This window comes from Dyella sp. 2RAB6 (genome assembly GCF_052115385.1).
Lineage (GTDB): Bacteria > Pseudomonadota > Gammaproteobacteria > Xanthomonadales > Rhodanobacteraceae > Dyella_D.
In genome coordinates this window covers 470,092-490,889 of record NZ_JBFRGP010000001.1, presented here as the reverse complement: position 1 = coordinate 490,889, position 20,798 = coordinate 470,092, and the positions used below count along the sequence as shown (strand labels likewise).

Sequence of the window (20,798 nt, the reverse complement as noted above, 5' to 3'; positions counted from 1 at the left end):
GCGCCCGGCTGTCCGCCGGGCGCTTTCGATATGTGCGGCGGCTCCCCTCGTAGATCCACAGGACGCGTGCCATGACCGATCTGCAAGCGACGGAACGATTCAGCAACCGCGTCGAGGACTACGTCCGCTACCGCCCCGACTATCCGAAGGCGATGCTGGACTGGCTGCAGCGCGAGCACGGCGTGACGCCGCAGTGGCTGGTCGCCGACATCGGTGCCGGCACCGGCATCTCCAGCAAGCTGTTCCTGGATGCCGACTACCGCGTGATCGCGGTGGAGCCCAATGCCGCCATGCGCGGCGCGGCCGAGAAATGGCTGGGCCTGGACCAGCACTTCCGCGCGCTGGACGGCCGTGCCGACAACACCGGCCTGGCCGCGCACAGCGTGGACCTGGTCTCGGTGGCGCAGGCCTTCCACTGGTTCGACGAAGAAGCCACGCGCCACGAGTTCGCGCGCATCCTGCGTCCGCACGGCCTGGCCGCGATCTACTGGAACAGCCGCCGCCTGGTCGGCACGCCGTTCCTGGAACGCTACGAGGCGCTGCTGCAGCGCTACGGCACCGACTACACCAGCGTGGCCGAGCGCTACGCCGACGAACCGCGCATGCGCGCCTGGTTCGGCGACGGTTACCGCGGCACCGGCAGCTTCGAGCATCGCCAGCAGCTGGATTTCGACAGCCTGCGCGGCCGTTTGATGTCGTCCTCGTATGCACCGAAGGAAGACCATCCGCAGCACGCGCCGATGATGCAAGCGCTGCGCGAGCTGTTCGACACCACCGCGGTCGACGGCAAGATCAGTTTCGATTACGACACCCGCGTCTACGTGGGCCACCCAGGCTGAACACCCCCAGAGCAGGCATGTATTCCCTTATTCGCCCCCTGCTGTTTGCGCTCGATGCGGAAACGGCACATCGCTTCACGCTGTACGGCCTGGACGTGGCCCATCGCAGCAACTTCCTGCACGTGGTGGCCAAGCCGCCCGCGGCCCTGCCCAGCCAGGTATTCGGCATCGACTTCCCGAATCCGGTCGGCCTCGCCGCCGGCCTGGACAAGAACGCGGATCATCTGGACGCACTCGGTGCGCTCGGCTTCGGCTTCGTCGAAGTGGGCACCACCACACCGCGGCCGCAGCCGGGCAACGACAAGCCGCGCATGTTCCGCCTGCCGCGCCACGAGGCGGTGATCAATCGCCTGGGCTTCAACAATGCCGGCGTGGATGCGCTGGTGCGCAACGTGCAGCGCTCGAGCTACCGCGGCGTGCTGGGCATCAATATCGGCAAGAATAAGGACACGCCGAACGACAAGGCCGTCGACGACTACCTCTTCTGCCTGGAGCGCGTGTACGCGCACGCCAGCTACGTGACGGTGAACATCTCCTCGCCGAACACGCAGGGCCTGCGCGACCTGCAGGAAGAAGCCACCCTGCGCCGCTTGATCGAAACGCTGCGCGAGGCGCAGGAGCGCCTGGGCTCCCAGTCCGGCAAGCGCAAGCCGATGCTGCTGAAGATCGCGCCGGATCTGGCCGAAGCGGAACTCGACGGCATCGCCGAAGTGCTGCTGTCCACCGGCATCGACGGCCTGATCTGCACCAACACCACCATCGAGCGCGGCGCGGTCGCCAGCGATCCGCATGCGAAGGAAAGCGGCGGCCTGTCCGGGCGTCCGCTGTATGCGCGCTCCACCGAGGTGCTGCGCGGCATGCGCCGGCGCCTGGGCGAGCGCGTGCCCATCGTCGGCGTGGGCGGCATCCTGGACGGCGCCGATGCGGCCGGCAAGATCGAAGCCGGCGCCTCACTGGTGCAGCTCTATTCGGGCATGGTCTACCGCGGCCCGGAACTGATCGCCGAATGCGTCGACGAGATCCGCCGCCAGCGCGAGGACGACGATGCCGGCTGATCCGTACTCGCTGCCGCCGCAGCGCACCGACATGGGCGGTTACGCGCTGATCGAGAACGCGCCGCTGGGCCAGCGCAACACGCTGCGCGTCAACGCGCGCGCCAGGCTGCTGGCGGAAGTGACCGAGGCGGCGAAGCTGCCGGAGCTGCTGGACTTCCCCGCCGTGCGCAGCAGCCCGCTGCTGGTGCTGGGCGAAGGCAGCAACCTGCTGCTGGCCGGCGACGTCGACGGCACCGTGGTGGCGATGGCCAACCGCGGCGTGCAGGTGGAGCAGGCAGGCGACCTCACGCGGATCGCCGTGGCCGCGGGCGAGCGCTGGGACGACTTCGTGCGCTGGACCCTGGGCCAGGGCTTCGCCGGCCTGGAAAACCTGATCCTGATTCCGGGCACGGTCGGTGCCGCGCCGATCCAGAACATCGGCGCCTACGGCACCGAAGTGGCCGAGTTCGTCGAAAGCGTGGAAGCCTGGGATACGCAGCAACATCGCGTGGCCGTGCTCGACCGCAACGACTGCGCCTTCGCCTACCGCGACTCGCGCTTCAAGCGCGAACCGGGCCGCTACATCGTCACCGCCGTACGCTTCGCCCTGCCCCGCACGCACGAGCTGCGCCTGGACTACGCCGGCATCCGCGAGGAACTGGCGCGCATGGGCGTGGACAAGCCGGCGCCGTTCCACGTCGCCGAAGCCGTGGTGCACCTGCGCACGCGCAAGCTGCCGGACCCGGCGGTGATCGGCAACGCCGGCAGCTTCTTCAAGAACCCGATCGTCGATGCGGCCGTTGGCGAAGCGCTCAAACGCGAGCATCCGGAACTGGCCGCATGGCCCGGCGCGGATGGCCACTGGAAACTGTCCGCCGCGTGGCTGATCGAAGCGGCCGGCTTCAAGGGCCAGCGCGACGGCGACGCCGGCATCTCCAACCGCCATGCGCTGGTGCTGGTCAACCACGGCCAGGCCAGCGGCGCGCAGCTATGGGCGTTTGCGCAGAAGGTGATCGCGGGTGTGCACGGGAAGTTCGGTGTGACGTTAGAGCCCGAACCGATCGTCGTCGGCAAGGGATAAACCATGAAGCTGGCAGGGAAGATCGCACTGCACCTGTTGTCGATCTTCGCGGTCATGCTGATCCCGCCGCTGGTCTACGACCAGGTCGCCAAGCACGTCCACGGCGATTCGCCCTGGCTGTACGCCGGCGGCCTGACGTATCCGCTGTACCTGGGCTGGTGGATCACGCGGATTGGCCATCCGCGCATCCGCGCCATCCTGCTGCACCTGCTCGCCTTTGCCGGGCTGCTGTCGGCGCTGGTGCTCCTGCTCGACCGGCGCTGGGCCGGCGTCGCGCCGTTCCTGCCGGCGGCGGCGATGCTGCCCTGCATCGCACTCGCCCTGCTGCGCGCATGGCAGGGCCGCGGCGAGCAGGCGCGCACGCATCTGTATGCGCTGTTGCTGCTGATTCCGTTCGCGCTGTTCCTGACCGCGCTGATCGTGATCGGCATGTCGTTGACTGCGATGCACGGCATGCGCTGGTAGCACCAAGAAAAAAGGGCCGGCAAGCTGCCGGCCCTTGGTTCGTACATCGATGCCGCTTCAGCGCCGCGCTTTCGACAGCAGCCGCAGCAGCTCCAGGTACAGCCACACCAGCGTCACCATCAGGCCGAACGCGCCGTACCACTCCATGTACTTCGGCGCGCCCTGGTCGACGCCGTTCTCGATCATGTCGAAGTCCAGCAGCAGGTTGAACGCCGCCAGGCCCACCACCAGCAGGCTGAAGCCGATGCCCATCGCGCCGGATTCATGGATGAAAGGCACCTGGATGCTGGTGAAGGCGCGCAGGCCCATGTCCACCAGGTACAGCAGCATGATCGCGCCGGTGGCCGCCACGATGCCGGTGCGCAGCTTGTCGGTGACCTGGATGATGCGCGTGCGGTACAAGGTCAGCATCACTGCCATCACGCCGGCGGTAAGCATCACCGCCTGCAGCACGATGCCGGGAAAACGCTGCTCGAAGATCGCCGACAGGCCGCCGAGCGCAAAGCCTTCGGCGATCGCATAGGCCGGCGCGGTGATGCCCGCCCAGTTGGACTTGAACACCGTCACCAGGGCCAGCACGAAGCCGGCCAGCAGGCCGCCCCACATGAAGGGCGCGATCGCCGCCATGCCTGCGGCCAGGTTGCCCGCCTCCGCGGCGGCATGGCTGAAACGCAGCCAGGTCCAACCACCGGTGACCACTGCCAGGAGCAGCAGGCCGGTCTTGGCCACCGTGCCGTTGAGGGTCATGCGTTCGCCTTCGGCGAACAGGCCCTGGAAAGTGCTATCGCGTAGAACCGGATTGCCCGAACGCATTGCCCACTCCTCTCGCTACCGCGCGCCGTCGCGCGGCCATGCCCGCCATGCTAGCGCGTCGCGGCCAGGCCGGAGCGTGCGGCGGGCTCAGCCGGCCTTGGCGGTGCGGCGCCTGGGACCGTCCAGATTGGGTCTGTCCAGATTCGGCAGCAGCACGGTGATTACGCCCAGCAGCGGCAGGTAGGCGCAGATGCCGTAGACGAAATCGATGCCCTGCACGTCCGCCACCTTGCCCAGCACCGCGGCGCCGATGCCGCCCATGCCGAAGGCGAAGCCGAAGAACAGGCCGGAAATCATGCCCACGCGGCCGGGAATCAGTTCCTGCGCATAGACCAGGATCGCCGAGAACGCGGAGGACAGGATCAGGCCGATCACCACCGTCAGCACGCCGGTCCAGAACAGGCTGGCGTGCGGCAGCAGCAGGGTGAACGGCGCCACGCCGAGGATCGAGGCCCAGATCACCCACTTGCGCCCGATGCGGTCGCCGACCGGCCCGCCGATCAGCGAACCGGCCGCCACCGCGAACAGGAATACGAACAGATGCGTCTGCGCGTTCTGCACCGACACGCCGAACTTGTGGATCAGATAGAAGGTGTAATAGCTGGTGATGCTGGCGATGTAGAAGTACTTGGAGAAGATCAGCAGGCCCAGGATCGCCACCGCGCCGGCCACCCGCCCGCGCGTCAGCGTCACCGTCGCATGGCGCGCCTTGGCCTTGCCGCGCACCGCATGGTGGTCGCGGTACCACGCGCTCACCTGCAGCAGCACCACGATCGCCAGCAGCGCCGCCAGCGCGAACCAGGCCACGCTGCCGCGGCCATGCGGCACGATGATCCACGCCGCCAGCAGCGGCCCCAGCGAGGCGCCGGTATTGCCGCCGACCTGGAACAGCGACTGCGCCAGGCCGTGCCGCCCGCCGGAAGCCATGCGCGCCACGCGCGAGGACTCCGGATGGAACACCGACGAACCCGTACCGACCAGCGCCGCGGCCACCAGCAGCAGCGGGAAGTTCGGCGCATTGGCCAGCAGCAGCAAGCCGCACAGGGTGAAGCCCATGCCCACCGGCAGCGAGAACGGCATCGGCTTGCGGTCGGTGACCATGCCCACCAGCGGCTGCAGCAGCGAGGCGGTGACCTGGTAGGTGAGCGTGATCAGGCCGACCTGGGCGAAGCTGAGGTGGAAGCCTTCTTTCAGGATCGGATAGATGGCCAGGATCAACGACTGGATCATGTCGTTGAGCAGGTGGGCGAAGCTGATCGCACCGATGATGCCGAATGCGGTTTTCGGCTCGGCCTTGGGGGCGGCGGCCTGGGCGGCCGGCAGGGGAAGATCGTCGACGCGGGTCTGCATGGCAGCGGGGGTCTATGGCTGGACGGGGAAGGTCGGCGCGCGGCGACTTGCCGCGGCCTGGCCAGCACCTTAAATTGGGCACCGCCGGCCCGCTCACGCCAGTGGGTCAATATCCGTCGAATTCGGGCCATTCCCCATGCGCCAGACCCGCGTCAATCACTACGAGGACGTGCCCCGCGCCATCGTCGCCACGGGTAACGACTACCCCGCCCGCTTCGTGCTGCCTGCCCATGCGCACAAGCGCCACCAGCTGCTGTATGCCGCCACCGGGGTGGTCAAGACGATCACGCCCGAAGGCAGCTGGATCGTGCCGCCGCGCCGCGCGCTGTGGATTCCCGGCGGCGTGATGCACGAGGTGCACATGGACGGCGAGGTCAGCACGCGCAGCGCCTATGTGCAGCGCGACGCCGCGCAGGGCATGTGGGACCACTGCCAGGTGATCGCGGTCTCGCCGCTGCTGCACGAACTGCTCGAAGCCGCCGTCGACCTGCCTGCCGAATACACGCTGGACGGCCGCGACGGCCGTCTGATGGCGCTGCTGCTGGACGAGATCCGCGCCATGCCCACCCTCGCCCTCAACACGCCGCTGCCGGCCGAGCCGCGCCTGCACAAGCTCTGCCGCGCGATGCTGGATGCGCCCGCGCTGGATCTGGATATCGACGCGGTGGCGGCCAAGGTGGACATGAGCCGGCGCCACTTCACCCGCACGTTCCGCCAGCAGACCGGGATGAGCTATGCGGCGTGGCGGCAGCAGGCGTGCCTGCTGGCGGCGTTGACGCGGCTGGGGCGGGGGCAGTCGATCACCGAGGTGGCGGTCGAACTCGGTTACGGCAGTGCAAGCGCATTCACCGCAGCATTCCGACGCGTGCTTGGCGAACCGCCCAGCCGCTACATGGCCGGGGAACAGCGACCGCGCGCCAAAGGTGCCCCGACCTGAAGCGCTCGGCGTAGGTTGGGGTGAGCGCAGCGAACCCCAACGTTGCGATGCGCATGGAGGTGGCGGTGTTGGGGTTCGCTGTGCTCACCCCAACCTACGCCGGACGCGTCAGAGACAGCCGGCGCCCACCAGCGCACTACGCACCGCTTCGACCACCGGTGTCCTCGGCACCTCGCCGAGAAAGCCGCGCAGCTTCGCTTCCTCCAGCCGCGCTTCGCTCTTCCACAGGTAGCGCATCTTCCACAGCTCGCGCAGCGTCTCCACGAACGGCTGCGCCAGCGCCACCATCCACCAGGGGAAACGTGCGGCGCGCACCGAGGCGTCGCCGGTCGCCGCGCGCACCGCGTCGAGCAGCTGGTGGCCATCGAGCCAATAGCCGCCGAAATGGAACGAGGCGAACGGCTCCAGCTCATCCGCACGATCGAGCAGCCGCGCCAGCGTTTCCGCTACGTCGGGCAGATAAGCCCAGGCATGTCCCAGCTCCGGCGGCCCCGGGTAGTTCACCGCACGCACCCGCGCACCGGCTTTCACCAGGCCCTGGGTGAACCAGCTGTTGCCGGTATTGCGCGGGCTGATGAAATCGCCGCAGCGCAAAATCAGCACCGGCGTCCCTTCGTTCGCCGCCTGCGCCAGGCGCTGTTCCATCGCCACGCGCAGCTCGCCCTTGCGGCTGACCGGATGCTGGGGCGCCGCTTCGGTAAGCACGGGAAAGGCATCGAGACCGTAGTTGTAGATGGTGCCCGGCAGCACGATGCGGGCGCCGGCGGCCTTCGCGGCGGCGATGGTGTTCTCCAGCATCGGCAGCACCAGGGTCTCCCAACCGCGGTAGCCGGGCGGGTTCACCGCATGCACGATCACATCCACACCGTCCGCGGCGCGCACCACGTCGGCCGCCAGCATGGCGTTGCCCTGCACCCATTCGACGCCCTCCGCGCCGTGGCCCGGCCGGCGCGCCAGAGCACGCACATGCCAACCGTGGCGCAGCAGGGCCATGCAGGTCTCGCCGCCCACGCCGCCGTTGGCGCCTACCACCAGTGCCGTCTTCATGCGCTTCATCGTGCCGTCCTCGCTTGGAATGGACCCAGCCTGGCCTCGCGCCACCCATAAGAAAATCCACGAAGACCGAACATCTGCTATACAAATATGCATGACCAAGCCCGAACCCTCCTGGGACCTCTACCGCTCCTTCCTCGCCGTGATGCGCGAAGGCAGCCTGTCCGGCGCCGCGCGCGCCCTGGCCATGACCCAGCCCAGCCTGGGGCGGCATATCCGCGAACTGGAAGCGGCGCTGGACGCCGCGCTGTTCACCCGCTCGCCGCAGGGGCTGCTGCCCACCGAGCTGGCTGCACGCCTGGTGCCGCATGCACAAGCGATGGCCTCGGCCACCGCGGCGCTGCAGCGCGCGGTCAGCGCGGGCGAGGACGCGGTGCGCGGCGTGGTGCGCGTCACCGCCAGCGAAGTGATCGGCACCGAAGTGCTGCCGCCGATGCTGGCCGAGTTCCGGCACGCACATCCGGAGGTCACCATCGAGCTGGCCGTGACCGACCGCGCGCAGGACCTGCTGCGCAAGGACGCCGACCTGGCCATCCGCATGGCGCGCCCCACCCAGCAGGCGCTGGTGGCGCGCCAGCTCGCGCGGATCGAACTGGGCCTGTTCGCGCACCCGCGCTATCTGCGCCGGCATGGCACACCCGCCACGCTGGAGGCACTGCGCGAGCACAGCCTGATCGGTTTCGATCAGGAGCCGCCGTACCTGCGCGCGATGCGTCCCAAGCACCTGCCCTGGACGCGCGAGCAGTTCGCGCTGCGCACCGACCACCACCTGGCCGCGCTGGCGGCGATGCGCGCCGGCTACGGCATCGGCATCTGCCAGGTGCCGCTGGCCGCGCGCGCGCCGAAAATGCGGCGGCTGCTGGCGCAGGAGTTGTCGATTCCGATGGAATGCTGGGTGGTGATGCACGAAGACCTGCGCCGCCAGGCCGCGGTGCGCAAGCTGTTCGATTACCTGGGCGATGCCTTGAATGCCTACGCACGAAGCTGAGCGTCGTCACCGCGCCGTCAAATTTCCGCAGCAATATGACGGTTTGCGAAATCGGCCCGGAACGACCGGCGGGCGCCTGGCGTGGCTGCCGCGGGAACGGGGTAGCATGCCCATTCCCACATCCCCGTCGACGGGGACAGGAAGAAAATGATGTCCAGCAGCGAAACCCGCCCCAGCGTGACGGTCGAAGAAGCCCCCGCCGCGGCAACGCCCGCCGGCGAAACCCAAGGCGCCGCGCCGGACCTCAACGACAGCAGCCTGTACATCCACCGCGAGCTGTCCCAGCTGCAATTCAACATCCGCGTGCTGGACCAGGCGCTGGACGAGCGCAAGCCGATCCTGGAGCGCCTGAAGTTCCTGCTGATCTTCTCCAGCAACATGGACGAGTTCTTCGAGATCCGCGTGGCGGGGCTGAAAAGCCAGATCGCCTTCGATCACGAGATCGTCGGCGCCGACGCGATCGCGCCGCGCCGCGCGCTGAGCGAGATCAGCGAGATCGCGCACAAGCAGATCGAGCGGCAGTACACCATCCTCAACGAGAGCGTGCTGCCGGAACTGGCTCGGCACGGCATCCGCATCGTGCGGCGCAACGAGTGGTCGCACAAACAGAAGCTGTGGGTGCGCCGCTATTTCCGCCACGAGGTGGCGCCGCTGGTCACGCCGATCGGGCTGGACCCGACCCACCCGTTCCCGCTGCTGGTCAACAAGAGCCTCAACTTCATCGTGCAGCTGGAAGGCGTCGATGCGTTCGGCCGCGACTCCGGCCTGGCCGTGGTGCCGGCGCCGCGCGTGCTGCCGCGCCTGATCCGCCTGCCGGACGAAGTGTGCGAGGGCGGCGAGAACTTCGTGCTGCTGTCCTCGATCATCCACGCGCACACCGAGGAACTGTTCCCCGGCATGTCGGTGCGCGGCTGCTACCAGTTCCGCCTGACCCGCAACGCCGACCTCACGATCGACCCGGAAGATGTCGAAGACCTGGCCCGCGCGCTGCGCGGCGAGCTGTATTCGCGGCGCTTCGGCGACGCGGTGCGGCTGGAAGTCGCCGACAACTGCCCGAAGGAACTCACCGACTATCTGCTCAAGCAGTTCGGCCTGGCCGCCGCCGAGATGTACGAGGTCAACGGCCCGGTCAACCTCACCCGCCTGATGGGACTGGCCAACAAGTCGCACGCGCCGCAGCTGCTGTATCCGCCGTTTACGCCGGCGATCCCGAAGGCGCTGAAGAAAGAGGAAGACCTGTTCCAGGTGATCGGCAAGCAGGACGTGCTGCTGCTGCATCCGTTCGAATCCTTCGCGCCGGTGGTCGACCTGCTGCACCAGGCCGCCAAGGACCCCAGCGTGCTGGCGATCAAGCAGACGCTGTACCGCAGCGGCGCCAACTCGGAAATCGTCGACGCGCTCGTGGACGCCGCGCGCGCGGGCAAGGAAGTCACCGTGGTGGTGGAACTGCGCGCGCGCTTCGACGAGGAATCCAACCTCACCCTCGCCTCGCGCCTGCAGCAGGCCGGCGCGATGGTGATCTACGGCGTGGTCGGGGTGAAGACGCACGCCAAGCTGATGCTGATCCAGCGCCGCGAGGGCGACGAGCTGGTGCGCTACGCGCATCTGGGCACCGGCAACTACCACACCGGCAATGCGCGCCTGTACACCGACTACAGCCTGCTCACCTCCGATCAGGCGCTGTGCGAGGACGTGCACAAGCTGTTCAGCCAGCTCACCGGCATGGGCAAGGTGCTGCGCATGAAGAAGCTGCTGCATGCGCCGTTCACCCTGAAAAAGACCTTGCTGGAACTGATCGCGCGCGAGACCACGCATGCGCAGGCCGGCCGCGCCGCGCAGATCATCGCCAAGGTCAATGCGCTGACCGATCCGAAGGTGATCCGCGCGCTGTACAAGGCCAGCACGGCCGGGGTGAAGATCGACCTGATCGTGCGCGGCATGTGCTGCCTGCGTCCCGGTGTGCCGGGCGTGTCGCACAACATCCGCGTGCGCTCGATCGTCGACCGTTTCCTGGAACACAGCCGGGCGTACTGGTTCGCCAACAACGGCGACGAGGAACTGTTCCTGGCCAGCGCGGACCTGATGGAACGCAACCTCGACCGCCGCGTCGAAACCGGCTTCCCGATCGAGAGCAAGAAGCTGCAGCAGCGGGTGAAGAAGGAGCTGGAGCTGTACCTCGCCGACAACAGCAGCGCCTCGGTGCTGCAGGCCGATGGCCTTTACCACCGGCTGACGCCGGCCGGCCAGACGGTGCGCAATGCACAGGCGCAGCTGCTGGAGCGAATCTGTGGCCTCGGCGCCAATCCGGTCTGACCGGGCGCGATGTGCAGGCTTTGTGAAGGCCGGCAGGCGTGGTGGTTTGGCGCGCCAGCCGGGTGCTAGTCTCGGTCGGCCGCATTGTCGCGGCTCAATCGCAAAGGGCATTCACATGGAACTTCAGGAACTCACCGTGCGTGAAGAAGGCGTGATTGCAGCTGACGTATTCGGCGTGCCGATGGACGCGCCGTTGCAGAAACAGGCTCCCATGCAGAAGCGTGCGCCGAAGACCCGATTCGATGGCGATATCGGTACCTTCGGCGGCCGCAACGACGGCGGCGGCTGAGTCGCCGCGCAACATGACCACGCGCCCTCACGGGTGACCGCCAAGCCGCCCCGCCAACGGGGCGGCTTTTTCATGCCGGTGTTGCTGGCCCCGCCTTTCCTGGACGGAACATGCTCAAGGCCACGATCGCGCTCGCCGATCTTGCATTCGATCCGCGCTGGGACGGCCAGGCCGTCGCCTTCGGCGCGAGCCGCATCGAACCATTCGCGCATCCCGCGCTGGAAACCCTGCTGGTGCGCACCGACGGCCAGTGGTTCGCCACCGTGCGCGAGCGCCGCACCGAAGGCGGCGCGCCGGCACGGCAACTCGACGTCGACGCCGCCGAGTACGAACAGCGCTACCGCGAATGCCTGCTGTGGCCGCTCGATTACGCGATGGTCGAAGCGGCGCAGGCCGGGGGCCGCCTCAAGCTGCGCGCAGGCGTGCTCGGCGCGCTGCCGATGTATGCGCGCGCCACGGACGACCGGCTGGAACTGTCCTGGGATGCCGGCGAACTGACCCGCGCGCCGACCGCGCTGGACTTCGAAATAGCGAGCCATCGCCTCGCGCTGCACACGATCTACTCGGCGCGGCAGATCGCGGTGGGCATCGTGATGTTGACCGAACGCGCCTCGTTGTCCGTCGAGCCGGGCAAGGCCAGCTATCACTACCCGCCGCCGGTGCCGCTCACCGCGCTGGCGGAACCGCGCGAGCGCAACGCGTGGCTCGCGTCATTCGCCACGCAATTGCGCGAAGCAGTCGATGCGCGCCCGTTCATCGCGGCACGCAGCGCGCTCGAACTCAGCGGCGGCATGGATTCGGCCACGGTGGCCTGCGGCCTGGCCGCGATCGCCGCGCCGCGCAGCAGCCTCGGCATCCTGCTCGAAGGCGAGATGCGGCAGCCGCAGTTGAAGCGCCGCGGGGCCATCGTGGAACGACTTGGCCTGCACGACGAAACGGTGGAGATCGCTGCGCGGCTCCCAAGCCTCGACCTGCGCCCGGTGCCGGGACAGCGGCTGGGCTTCAATGAGGAGTATTACCTTGAGGCCTGCGCCGCGCTGTGGGATCGCGCCGCTTCGCTCGGTTGCGACCGGCTCTATACCGGCGTGGGCGGCGACGAACTATTTCCCGACTACCTGCACGAACTAGCCAGCGAGCACGACACGCTCGAAGCGCAACGCGAGCGCACGCACCGCGCACAAGTCGACACGCTGCTCACGCCGCGTGCGCGGGAAGCCGCGCGCGGCCTGCACAGCTTCGGCGCCCCAGCCGGCCCGGTGCCGACCACCGCGCTCGCCGCGCAGGCTTGCCGCGCGGCGGACATCGCGCGGCGCGGCCTGTGGCCGGTCAATCCATTGAGCGATCCGCGCCTGGCGCGGTTCTGTCATCAGCTCCCGCTCGAGCAACGGCGCGGGCGCGCCCTGATGCAGCGCTATCTGCAGCAGCGGCTGGGCGAGGATACGTTTCCGGCCGGTTATCGGAAGGAGACGTTCGAGCAGGTGTTTCCGGCTTTGATCGCGACGCAGGCGGGCATGCTGGCGGAGCAGTTGCACGAATGCGCGCTGGCGGATCTTGGCCTGGTCGACCGGCGTGGGGTAATGAACCTGCTCGATGCGGTGGCCAGCAGCCGCGCGCGTGCGCCGACGGCGGTGCTGGTGTCGTTTCTCTGGATGGAGCGGCTGGCCAGGCAGTTGGCTTGACGCGCAACGACCGGCGTAGGTTGGGGTGAGCGCAAGCGAACCCCAACATGGCGATGGCGTACGTGAGCGTTGGGGTTCGCTTGCGCTCACCCCAACCTACGCCGTTGCACTTCAGCGGAAACGCTTTATCCATCCCACGTACTTGTCCACAAACCCCTGCAGGAACTTCCTCGTACCATCGCTCGACACATTCCCCTCTGCATCGATCAAGCCTTCCTTGAACGCCACGAACACCTCCGGCTGCGCCAGCATCGCCACGTCCACGTAAGTCAGCACATTGCGCAGATGCTGCTGCGACAAGGCCGAACCCGTGGCGCCGATCGACGCACCGATCACCGCACCGGGTTTGCCCGCGAACGAATTCGTCCCCCACGGCCGCGACGCGATATCGATCGCGTTCTTCAACACGCCCGGTATCGAGCGGTTGTATTCCGGCGTCACGAACAGCAGCGCATCCGCCGCTTCCACCGCGCGCTTGAGCTCCTTGCACGCGGCCGGATAGTCGCCGTCGAAGTCCTGGTTGTAGAGCGGCAACCCGCCGATCGGCAGGTGCTGGAACGAAAAATCCTGCGGCGCCAGCTTCTCCACCGCCAGGGCGAGTCTGCGGTTGATCGAATCCTGGCGAAGACTGCCCACGAATACGGCGACCTTGATGCTCATGGCGAATGCTCCGTCGGAGGAGGAGCGCCCAAGCTTGCGGAGCCGCGGTCAAGGCAAGGTGACGCCTGCGTTGGCGCAACGGATGGCACGCCCCATGCTTTCTTTCCTAGGCCATTCGACCGAATGGGTCCGCCGCCGCGACTCGGCCAGAATCCGAGACCAGACCGCACGGCAGGTCCAGGCCAGGATGGCCGCGGACGCCGGGCGGGCCGGCAGGGGGGTGCGGTGGTGGCAGGCTGGATACCAGGAACGCAGAGCTGGCGGCGATGGCTGGTCCTCGCGCTGCTGCTCGTGCCATGGCGCGCCATGCCGCAATCGACTGCGGCGATGGAAGCGGCGTGGTGCGAAGCGCGGCCGGGCGACACGCCGGCCGGCGTGCTGGCCGCGTTCGACCGCGGCGAACTGCGCAGCTTCGATCCTGCCGCGATGACCCCGATCCTCAACCCCGGCGAAGGTGCCTGGGTGGTGCTGCGCCCGCTGCCGGTGCCGCTGCTGGAGGAACGCGCGCTGACCATCGAACCGCCGCCGCTCACGCCGGTGACGCTGTACGCGCGCGGCGAGCCCGCGCGGCGGCTGGCGCTGGACGATTTCGACGCACCGCTGCACGGCCACGGCCGGCTGGCGTGGCGCATGCCGGCCGAGCCGGCGGCCACGGCGCCGATCCTGCTGCGCTTCGAGGCCAATGCCGCGGGCAGCGCGCCGGTGCGCTTCGGGCTGCAGCCCTGGGGCGATTACCTGCGCGGCGACGCCGGCTGGCTGATGTTCGCCAGCGCCTGCTTCGCGGTAATGCTGGCGATGGCCGCGTTCGCGCTATGCCTGGCGCTGATGCTGCGCGACGCCACCTTCGGCTGGTACGCCGGCTATGTGTGCTGCTATGCGGCGATCCAGGGCATCCAGACCGGCTACGTGTTCCATCCGATGGAATGGGCGTGGCTGGCCGGCACCGCGCAGATTGCCGCGCCGACCGCGGCGCTGTTGTCGCTGGCGTTTGCCGCCGTCTTCGTGACGCGCTTCTGCGATCTGCAGCGTTTCGCCCCGGCGCTGCACGCGGCCACGCTCGCGCTGGCGCTGGGCGCGCCGCCGCTGGTGCTGATGCGCAGCAGCCACGTGGATGCGCTGATCGCGCCGGCGCGCGCCTTGCACTACCCCATGCTGCTGATCGGCGCCGTGCTGCTGCTGGCCGCCGGCGTGGTCGCCGCCGTGCGCGGTTCGCGCAGTGCGCGTTATTTCCTGCTTGGTTTCACTCCACTGCTGGCACTGACCGTGCTGGACAGCGCGCAGGCCAACGGCGCCCTGCCCGGCATGGACTGGCTGGACGACGCCGCGCTGGCCGCCGGCGCGGTGCAGGCGGTGGTGCTGGCGCTGGGCCTGGCCGACCGCGCGCTGGCGATGCGCCACGACACCGACGTGGTGCGCGAACTGGCCGATGTCGACGCGCTCACCCGCGTGCTCAACCGCCGCGCGCTGAGCGAAAGCCTGCAGGCGGCGATGTCGTGCAACAGCGAACCGCTCGCGCTGCTGTTCCTCGACCTGGACTGCTTCAAGGCGCTCAACGACAGCCAGGGCCATCATGCCGGCGACTGCGCGCTGGCTGCCGTGGCGGCGGCGCTGAGCCACGAACTGCGTCCGCAAGACCTGCTGGGCCGCCATGGCGGCGAAGAATTCCTGGCCGTGCTGCGCGGCGTGGAACTGCCGCAGGCGATCCACGTGGCCACGCGGCTATGCCGGCGCGTGCATCGGCTGGAGATTCCCGTGGATGGCCGCCAGCAGTTGCTGACGGTGAGCATCGGCATCGCCATGCGCCGGCCCGACGATACGGTGGAAACCCTGGTCGAGCGCGCCGACCACGCGATGTACCGCGCCAAGCTGGAAGGCCGCAACCGCGTGCGGGTGGACGAGAAACTGATGGCGTGCCGTTTGCGCGAACGGGCGGCGGCGCGTTCGCTGCGCCAGGAATCATAGCCAGGCGCGGCCACTACTCCGGGTAGTACAGCTTCTTCTTCAGCTCATCTTTCGTCGCGTCGCTCGGCTCGCCCAGCCAGCTCAACTGGTCGTTGCTGCCGTCGCTGACGTCGACCGGCGCTTCGCCCTGGCGCCGCGCGAACACACCCCACATCGCATGCGTCTTCTCGTCGTAGAGCAGCACGATGCGTTCGCTCGGACAATCGTGCGGCTTGCAGCCGCCGGCGGCGAGCAAGCTCTTGCCGTCCACCGCGACTTTCTGCGCCGGGGTCGAGGTGCCGCCCTGCTGCGTCCATTCCGGAAGATCCTTCGCTCCACCCAGCGCCTGGAACGCCGCGGCGAAATCGGGGCGTTGCAGCAGGTCGAACAGATAAGGACCGTCGGCGGCCGGCGCAGTGGTGGAAGATGCGCTGGCGGCGCTGCTGTCGAGTGCGGATGCCTGGTTGCTCGCCGCCGCGGTGGAGGTGGTGGATATCGCAGGCGCTTGCGCCGACTTCGCCGGAGGGTCGGTGTCGTCCTGCGTGCACGCGGCGACGGCGAGGACCGAGGCGATCACGAGCGCGTGAACGGCATGTTTCATGGCTGCCTCCCTTCGTTATTCATGCGAAGGGCTTCGACCATACGGGGCGAGGGCTGAATCGCCACCCTTGTTGCGCCATGCCGTGAACCACATCACGCGTAGGTTGGGGTGAGCCGCAGGCGAACCCCAACATTGCCGCCTTCACGCGCATCGTGATGTTGGGGTTCGCCTGCGGCTCACCCCAACCTGCGCCATGCGCTTTGCTCAGGCCATGCGTCCGGCCGCGGCCACGATATCGACCTCGCCCGGCAGCACCAGCAGCGCCGCGCCGGCCAGCGGCGTGTACGTATCGACGCCGACCACGCGCTGCAGCGGTGTCGCGCCGTAACCTCCTTCGACGATGGCGGTGATGATGCCCTCGCCCACGCCGGCGCTGCGGCGGCCTTCGTCGAGCACCAGGATGCGCCTGGCACTACGCGCCTGCTCGACGATGAACGCATCGTTGAGCGGCGCCAGCCAGCGCAGATCCACCACGCGCGTGCGCCAGCCATGCTGCTTTTCGATCTCGCGCGCGGCGCGCAATGCCATCGGCACGCCGTTGCCGAAGGTGAACACCACCAGGTCGTCGGCATCCTGTGCATACACGCGGCCTTCGCCCAGCGTCAGCGCCTCGCCCGGTGCGGGATAGGCGTATTGCCACAGGCCGTCGCCGGCTTCGTACAGGTCCTTGGTCATGTACAGCGCGATCGGTTCCAGGAATGCGCACACGCGCCCGTCCACCTTGGCCAGCGCCATCAGCGTGCGCAGCATCGCCGCCGCGTCGTCGCCGCGACTGGGGCAGCCGACCACCAGGCCAGGGATATCGCGCAGCGCGGTGATCGAGTTGTCATTGTGGAAGTGGCCACCGAAGCCCTTCTGGTAACCCAGCGAGGCGACGCGCATCACCAGCGGATTGCGGTACTGGTCGTTGGAGAAGAACTGCAGGCTGCAGGCCTCGCCGCGGATCTGGTCGCAGGCGTTGTGGAAATACGCCAGGTACTGGATTTCCGGCAGCGGCAGCATGCCCATGTTGGCGTAGCCCTGGGCCAGGCCGAGGATCACCGTCTCGTCCAGCAGCGTGTTGAACACGCGGTTGCCCTTGAAGGTCTTGAACAAGCCCTTGGTCACCGTATACACGCCGCCCTTCAACGCCACGTCCTCGCCGAACAGCAGCGACTCCGGGTACTTGGCCATCACGTCGTGCAGCGCCTGGCCGATCTGGATCGCCAGGTGACGCGGCGGCTGCTTCTCCGGCAGTTTTTCTTCGCCGCCGAACACTTCGGCGCGGCGCGCGGCGTAGTCGGCGCGCTCGGCTTCGGCCTTCACCGCGGCGGGCGTGTACGGCGCCAGCGGCTTCATCACTTCGGCCAGCGTGCCCAGGCGCGGACGGCGGTCGGCGTCCTCGGCGGCGGCGAAGCATTGCTTGCGGGTAGCTTCGTACAGCGCCAGCAGCGCCTCGCGCGTGTACAGGCCGGAGGCCAGCGCGATCTCGGCCGAGCGCAGCAGCGGGTCGGTCGCTTCCAGCGCGAACAGTTCCTCCACGCTGCGCCACTCGATCTCGAAATCGGTGCCGGCGTGGCCCATCACGCGCGTGGTGCGCAGATGCAGGAAGGTGGGGCGGCGCGTGCGGCGGCAGTGTTCCACCGCTGCGCGCACCTGGCCGTAGCCTTCGGCCAGGTCCAGGCCGTCGGCGTAGAAATAATCGAGGTCGGGGCGCTGGCGGAAGTTGTTGGCGATCCAGCCGCTGGGCGTCTTCACCGAGATGCCGATGCCGTTGTCCTCGCACACGAACAGCACCGGCGCGGGCAGCTTCTGATACGCCGTCCATCCCGCCGCATTGAACGCGGTCTGCGCGGTGGCGTGATTGGACGAAGCGTCGCCGAACGAGCAGATCGCGATGCTGTCCTGCGGCACCGGCAGCGTGTGGCCGATGCGGCGCGCCTGCTCGATCGCCACCGCGGTGCCGAAGGCCTTCGGCAGATGCGAGGCGATGGTCGACGTCTGCGGCAACACCCACAACGGCTTGCTGCCCCATACCTTGTGGCGGCCGCCGGAGGCCGGATCGTCCATGCTGGCAGCGAAGGACAGCGCCGAATCCATCACCGGGTCCATGCCGGGCAGCTTGCGGAAGCGCTCGGCCATGAAGCCGCCGGAGCGGTAATGCAGAAAAGCCGGATCGGTATGGCGGGTGAGCCGCGCCACCATCGCATTGCCTTCATGGCCGCTGGAGCCGATGGTGTAGAACACTTTGTTTTGCACGCGCAGCACGCGCGCCATCAGGTCCAGGTGGCGCGAGATCAACTGGGATCCCAGCAGGTCGCGGAAACCCTGCGCATCCAGCGCGCTGCCGGGCAGCACCGGCTCGCCGTCGCTCGGCGCGGCATGCACCTGCCCCTGCCAGAGCTGCACGAACTCGATGAAGTTCTGGTCGACGATCTCGGCGCGGTTGAAGCCTTTGTGGCGGGCATTCAGGGAGAACGGAAGCGCGGTCATGGGCGTGGTCGGATTCGGTGGGAAAGGGAAAGGAGAGGACAGGTTGACTGCGGTCAGCCCGCGGTCGCCGCAAGCGCGCGCAGCAGCGCGGCGCGGTGCAAGTCTTTCGGGCGGCCGAAGCTTTCGAGGATACGGATCTGTTCGGGCACGCTGGGAATGGGCACATCGAGGCCGGCAATACGGACGAGCACGAGCTCGCCCACCGTCACCGGCTGCCAGCCCTGCCCGGCGTTGAGCTCCAGGGCTCCCATCACTTCCACCGGCATGCCGCTGAAACGGAAGCGCGCGAACTGCGAGCGGAAACGCTCGGCGCCGGCCGGTTCGTAGCCGGCGTCGAGCCGGTCGCGCCAGGCGTCGGCCCGGCGTGCGGCATCGGCGGCGCTGGTCAGCAGGTCGAGGTCGGCCACGCTGACCTCGGCGCCGGCCAGATACGCGGCGGCGCTGCCGATCACCTGCCACGGATCGCGGCACAGGCGCTGCAGCGGCGGCAGCGCTTCCATCACAACCTGCTCCAGTACGTCGCGCATGCGGCTCCTCAGGTGCGCCGGTGGCGGCGCCACTCCTCGCGGCTCTGGCCCCAGATATCGATGGGCACCTCATGGAACGGCTCGGGCAGGCGGCCCGGGCCGCGCTTGCGCGAGCCCAGGCGCAGGGCCAGCGCCTGCGAGGCGGCGTTGTCGGGGTCGATGCTGTGGATCACGTCGGTCCAGCCCAGGCGCTCGAAGGCCCAGTCCATCGCCGCGGCGGCGCCTTCCAGCGCATAGCCCTTGCCCCAGGCCGCGCGCGCCAGGCCCCAGCCCACTTCCGGGCCGGGCCAGCCTTCCGGCTGCCAGGGGCCGAGCCGGCCTAGCCACTGGCCGGTGGCCTTCTCGATCACCGAGAACATGCCATAGCCTTGGATCGACCACGCCCCGACCATGGTGAGAAAGCCGCGCCAGGCCACCGCGCGTGGCTGCTGCCCGCCGATGAAGCGCGCCGATTCCGCATCGGCCATGTTCGCGGCCCAGCCCTCGAAATCCTCGGCCCGCGGCGGACGCAGCAGCAGGCGCTCGGTCTCGATGCGCAGGTCGACCCAGGCGATGTCCGGCGCCCCCATCGGCGTCAGAACGCGTTGATGCCGGTCAGCTCGCGGCCCACCACGAGCTGGTGCACGGTCTCGGTGCCCTCGTAGGTGATCACCGATTCCAGGTTCAGCGCGTGGCGGATCGCCACGTGCTCGGTGGTGATGCCGGCGCCACCGAGGATGTCGCGGCATTCGCGCGCGATGTCGATGGCGATGCGGCAGTTGTTCCACTTGGCCAGCGAGACCTGGGTCGGCTGCATGTTGCCGGCGTCCTTCAGGCGGCCCAGCTGCAGCGACAGCAGCTGCGCCATGGTGATGCGGCGGGCCATCTCGGCCAGCTTGAGCTGGATCGCCTGGTTGGAGGCCAGCGGCCGGCCGAACAGCACGCGCTCCTGGGTGTAGTCCAGCACTTCCTTGAGGCAGGCCTGTGCGGCGCCGATCGGGCCCCAGGTGATGCCGTAGCGGGCCTGGGTAAGGCAGCCCAGCGGACCCTTCAGGCCCTTGACGCTGGGCAGGCGGTTGGCTTCCGGCACGCGCACGTTGTCGAAGAACAGCGCCGAGGTGACCGAGGCGCGCAGGCTCATCTTCTTGTGCACTTCCTGCGCGGTGAAGCCGGCGGTGTCCGTCGGCACGATAAAGCCCTGGATGCCGTCCTCGGTCTGCGCCCATACGATGGCGATATGCGCGAGGTTGCCGTTGGTGATCCACATCTTGGCGCCGTTGATGACCCAGTCGCCGCCGTCCTTCTTCGCATGGGTCTTCATATTGGCCGGGTCCGAGCCGCCGTGCGGTTCGGTCAGGCCGAAGCAGCCGATGATCTCGCCCGCCGCCATCCCGGGCAGGTACTGCAGCTTCTGCTCCTCGGTGCCGTAGGCGTAGATCGGATACATGCACAGCGAGCTCTGCACCGAGGCGAAGCTGCGCAGGCCCGAATCGCCGCGCTCCAGCTCCTGGCAGATCAGGCCGTAGCTGACCCCGTTCATGCCGGCGCAGCCGTATTTCTCCGGCAAGGTGGCGCCCAGCAGGCCCAGGCTGGCGATTTCCGGGATCAGTTCCTTGGGAAAGCGGCCCTGGTCGAACGCGTCGCCGATGATCGGCAGCACGCGCTCGTCCACGAAGCGGCCCACGGTGTCTTGCACCATGCGCTCCTCGTCGGTGAGCAGCGAGCGGACGTCGTACAGGTCGAGCGGGTTCAGGCGGGCGGACATGCGGATGTTCCG

The 20,798-nt window shown here is 68.4% G+C and carries 19 protein-coding genes; 10 read left to right on the top strand and 9 right to left on the bottom strand.

Going from position 1 to position 20,798, the window contains the following annotated elements; genetic code table 11:
- The first annotated feature begins 71 nt into the window (after positions 1–71).
- Genes AB4083_RS02145 through AB4083_RS02130 form a run of 4 tightly spaced genes read left to right on the top strand, consistent with a single transcriptional unit; the run spans position 72 to position 3,419 of the window.
- Positions 72–839 carry a class I SAM-dependent methyltransferase gene (locus tag AB4083_RS02145; protein ID WP_441606109.1) on the top strand — a complete coding sequence of 256 codons (768 nt, stop codon included), beginning with the start codon at positions 72–74 and terminating at the stop codon, positions 837–839.
- Positions 840–856: 17 nt separating this feature from the next.
- Positions 857–1,894 (top strand): quinone-dependent dihydroorotate dehydrogenase, encoded by a 1,038-nt coding sequence (locus AB4083_RS02140; protein ID WP_441606108.1) that lies wholly within the window; start codon positions 857–859, stop codon positions 1,892–1,894.
- Between the two features lie 31 nt (positions 1,895–1,925).
- Positions 1,926–2,954: a UDP-N-acetylmuramate dehydrogenase gene (gene murB, locus AB4083_RS02135; RefSeq protein ID WP_441606464.1), complete on the top strand. Its 1,029-nt coding sequence runs from the start codon at positions 1,926–1,928 to the stop codon at positions 2,952–2,954.
- A gap of 3 nt (positions 2,955–2,957) precedes the next feature.
- Positions 2,958–3,419 (top strand): hypothetical protein, encoded by a 462-nt coding sequence (locus AB4083_RS02130; RefSeq protein WP_441606107.1) that lies wholly within the window; start codon positions 2,958–2,960, stop codon positions 3,417–3,419.
- A 57-nt stretch (positions 3,420–3,476) separates the two neighbouring features.
- Here the strand turns inward: AB4083_RS02130 and AB4083_RS02125 are convergent, their stop codons facing one another.
- A complete protein-coding gene (locus AB4083_RS02125) occupies positions 3,477–4,232 on the bottom strand; it encodes a Bax inhibitor-1/YccA family protein (protein WP_441606106.1) in 756 nt (251 codons plus the stop codon).
- 87 nt (positions 4,233–4,319) lie between these two features.
- Positions 4,320–5,582: an MFS transporter gene (locus AB4083_RS02120; protein ID WP_441606105.1), complete on the bottom strand. Its 1,263-nt coding sequence runs from the start codon at positions 5,580–5,582 to the stop codon at positions 4,320–4,322.
- A gap of 136 nt (positions 5,583–5,718) precedes the next feature.
- On the opposite strand from AB4083_RS02120, the gene AB4083_RS02115 reads away from it, so the two are divergent.
- Positions 5,719–6,519, top strand: a complete 801-nt coding sequence (locus tag AB4083_RS02115) for an AraC family transcriptional regulator (protein ID WP_441606104.1) — start codon at positions 5,719–5,721, stop codon at positions 6,517–6,519.
- 108 nt (positions 6,520–6,627) lie between these two features.
- On the opposite strand, the gene AB4083_RS02110 is transcribed toward AB4083_RS02115, so the two are convergent.
- The gene (locus AB4083_RS02110; protein ID WP_441606103.1) at positions 6,628–7,575 is read right to left on the bottom strand and encodes an NAD-dependent epimerase/dehydratase family protein; all 948 of its coding nucleotides are present in this window, start codon (positions 7,573–7,575) and stop codon (positions 6,628–6,630) included.
- Between the two features lie 91 nt (positions 7,576–7,666).
- Here AB4083_RS02110 and AB4083_RS02105 point away from each other — a divergent pair, with 91 nt between their 5' ends.
- The 4 genes from AB4083_RS02105 (at position 7,667) to AB4083_RS02090 (ending at position 12,841) form a co-directional block, all read left to right on the top strand.
- Positions 7,667–8,560: a LysR family transcriptional regulator gene (locus AB4083_RS02105; RefSeq protein WP_441606102.1), complete on the top strand. Its 894-nt coding sequence runs from the start codon at positions 7,667–7,669 to the stop codon at positions 8,558–8,560.
- Positions 8,561–8,710: 150 nt separating this feature from the next.
- A complete protein-coding gene (gene ppk1, locus AB4083_RS02100; protein WP_441606101.1) occupies positions 8,711–10,873 on the top strand; it encodes a polyphosphate kinase 1 in 2,163 nt (720 codons plus the stop codon).
- Positions 10,874–10,988: 115 nt separating this feature from the next.
- Complete coding sequence (locus AB4083_RS02095) at positions 10,989–11,162, top strand: hypothetical protein (RefSeq protein ID WP_441606100.1); 174 nt, start codon at positions 10,989–10,991, stop codon at positions 11,160–11,162.
- A gap of 110 nt (positions 11,163–11,272) precedes the next feature.
- Complete coding sequence (locus AB4083_RS02090; RefSeq protein ID WP_441606099.1) at positions 11,273–12,841, top strand: asparagine synthase-related protein; 1,569 nt, start codon at positions 11,273–11,275, stop codon at positions 12,839–12,841.
- Between the two features lie 111 nt (positions 12,842–12,952).
- On the opposite strand, the gene AB4083_RS02085 is transcribed toward AB4083_RS02090, so the two are convergent.
- Positions 12,953–13,501, bottom strand: coding sequence for an NADPH-dependent FMN reductase (locus tag AB4083_RS02085; RefSeq protein ID WP_441606098.1), 549 nt, complete (start codon positions 13,499–13,501; stop codon positions 12,953–12,955).
- Between the two features lie 306 nt (positions 13,502–13,807).
- Here AB4083_RS02085 and AB4083_RS02080 point away from each other — a divergent pair, with 306 nt between their 5' ends.
- Positions 13,808–15,463 carry a sensor domain-containing diguanylate cyclase gene (locus tag AB4083_RS02080; protein ID WP_441606097.1) on the top strand — a complete coding sequence of 552 codons (1,656 nt, stop codon included), beginning with the start codon at positions 13,808–13,810 and terminating at the stop codon, positions 15,461–15,463.
- Positions 15,464–15,476: 13 nt separating this feature from the next.
- Here the strand turns inward: AB4083_RS02080 and AB4083_RS02075 are convergent, their stop codons facing one another.
- The 5 genes from AB4083_RS02075 to AB4083_RS02055 all read right to left on the bottom strand — a co-directional run bounded on the left by AB4083_RS02075 (position 15,477) and on the right by AB4083_RS02055 (position 20,786).
- On the bottom strand, positions 15,477–16,043 hold the full coding sequence (locus tag AB4083_RS02075) for an Ivy family c-type lysozyme inhibitor (RefSeq protein ID WP_441606096.1): 567 nt from the start codon (positions 16,041–16,043) through the stop codon (positions 15,477–15,479).
- 204 nt (positions 16,044–16,247) lie between these two features.
- The gene (locus tag AB4083_RS02070; RefSeq protein WP_441606095.1) at positions 16,248–18,515 is read right to left on the bottom strand and encodes a thiamine pyrophosphate-dependent enzyme; all 2,268 of its coding nucleotides are present in this window, start codon (positions 18,513–18,515) and stop codon (positions 16,248–16,250) included.
- A gap of 53 nt (positions 18,516–18,568) precedes the next feature.
- Entirely contained in the window at positions 18,569–19,042 is a 474-nt protein-coding gene (locus AB4083_RS02065; protein WP_441606094.1) for a hypothetical protein, read from the bottom strand.
- Positions 19,043–19,050: 8 nt separating this feature from the next.
- Complete coding sequence (locus AB4083_RS02060; protein ID WP_441606093.1) at positions 19,051–19,611, bottom strand: GNAT family N-acetyltransferase; 561 nt, start codon at positions 19,609–19,611, stop codon at positions 19,051–19,053.
- A 5-nt stretch (positions 19,612–19,616) separates the two neighbouring features.
- Positions 19,617–20,786 carry an acyl-CoA dehydrogenase family protein gene (locus tag AB4083_RS02055; protein ID WP_441606092.1) on the bottom strand — a complete coding sequence of 390 codons (1,170 nt, stop codon included), beginning with the start codon at positions 20,784–20,786 and terminating at the stop codon, positions 19,617–19,619.
- Positions 20,787–20,798 lie beyond the last annotated feature (12 nt).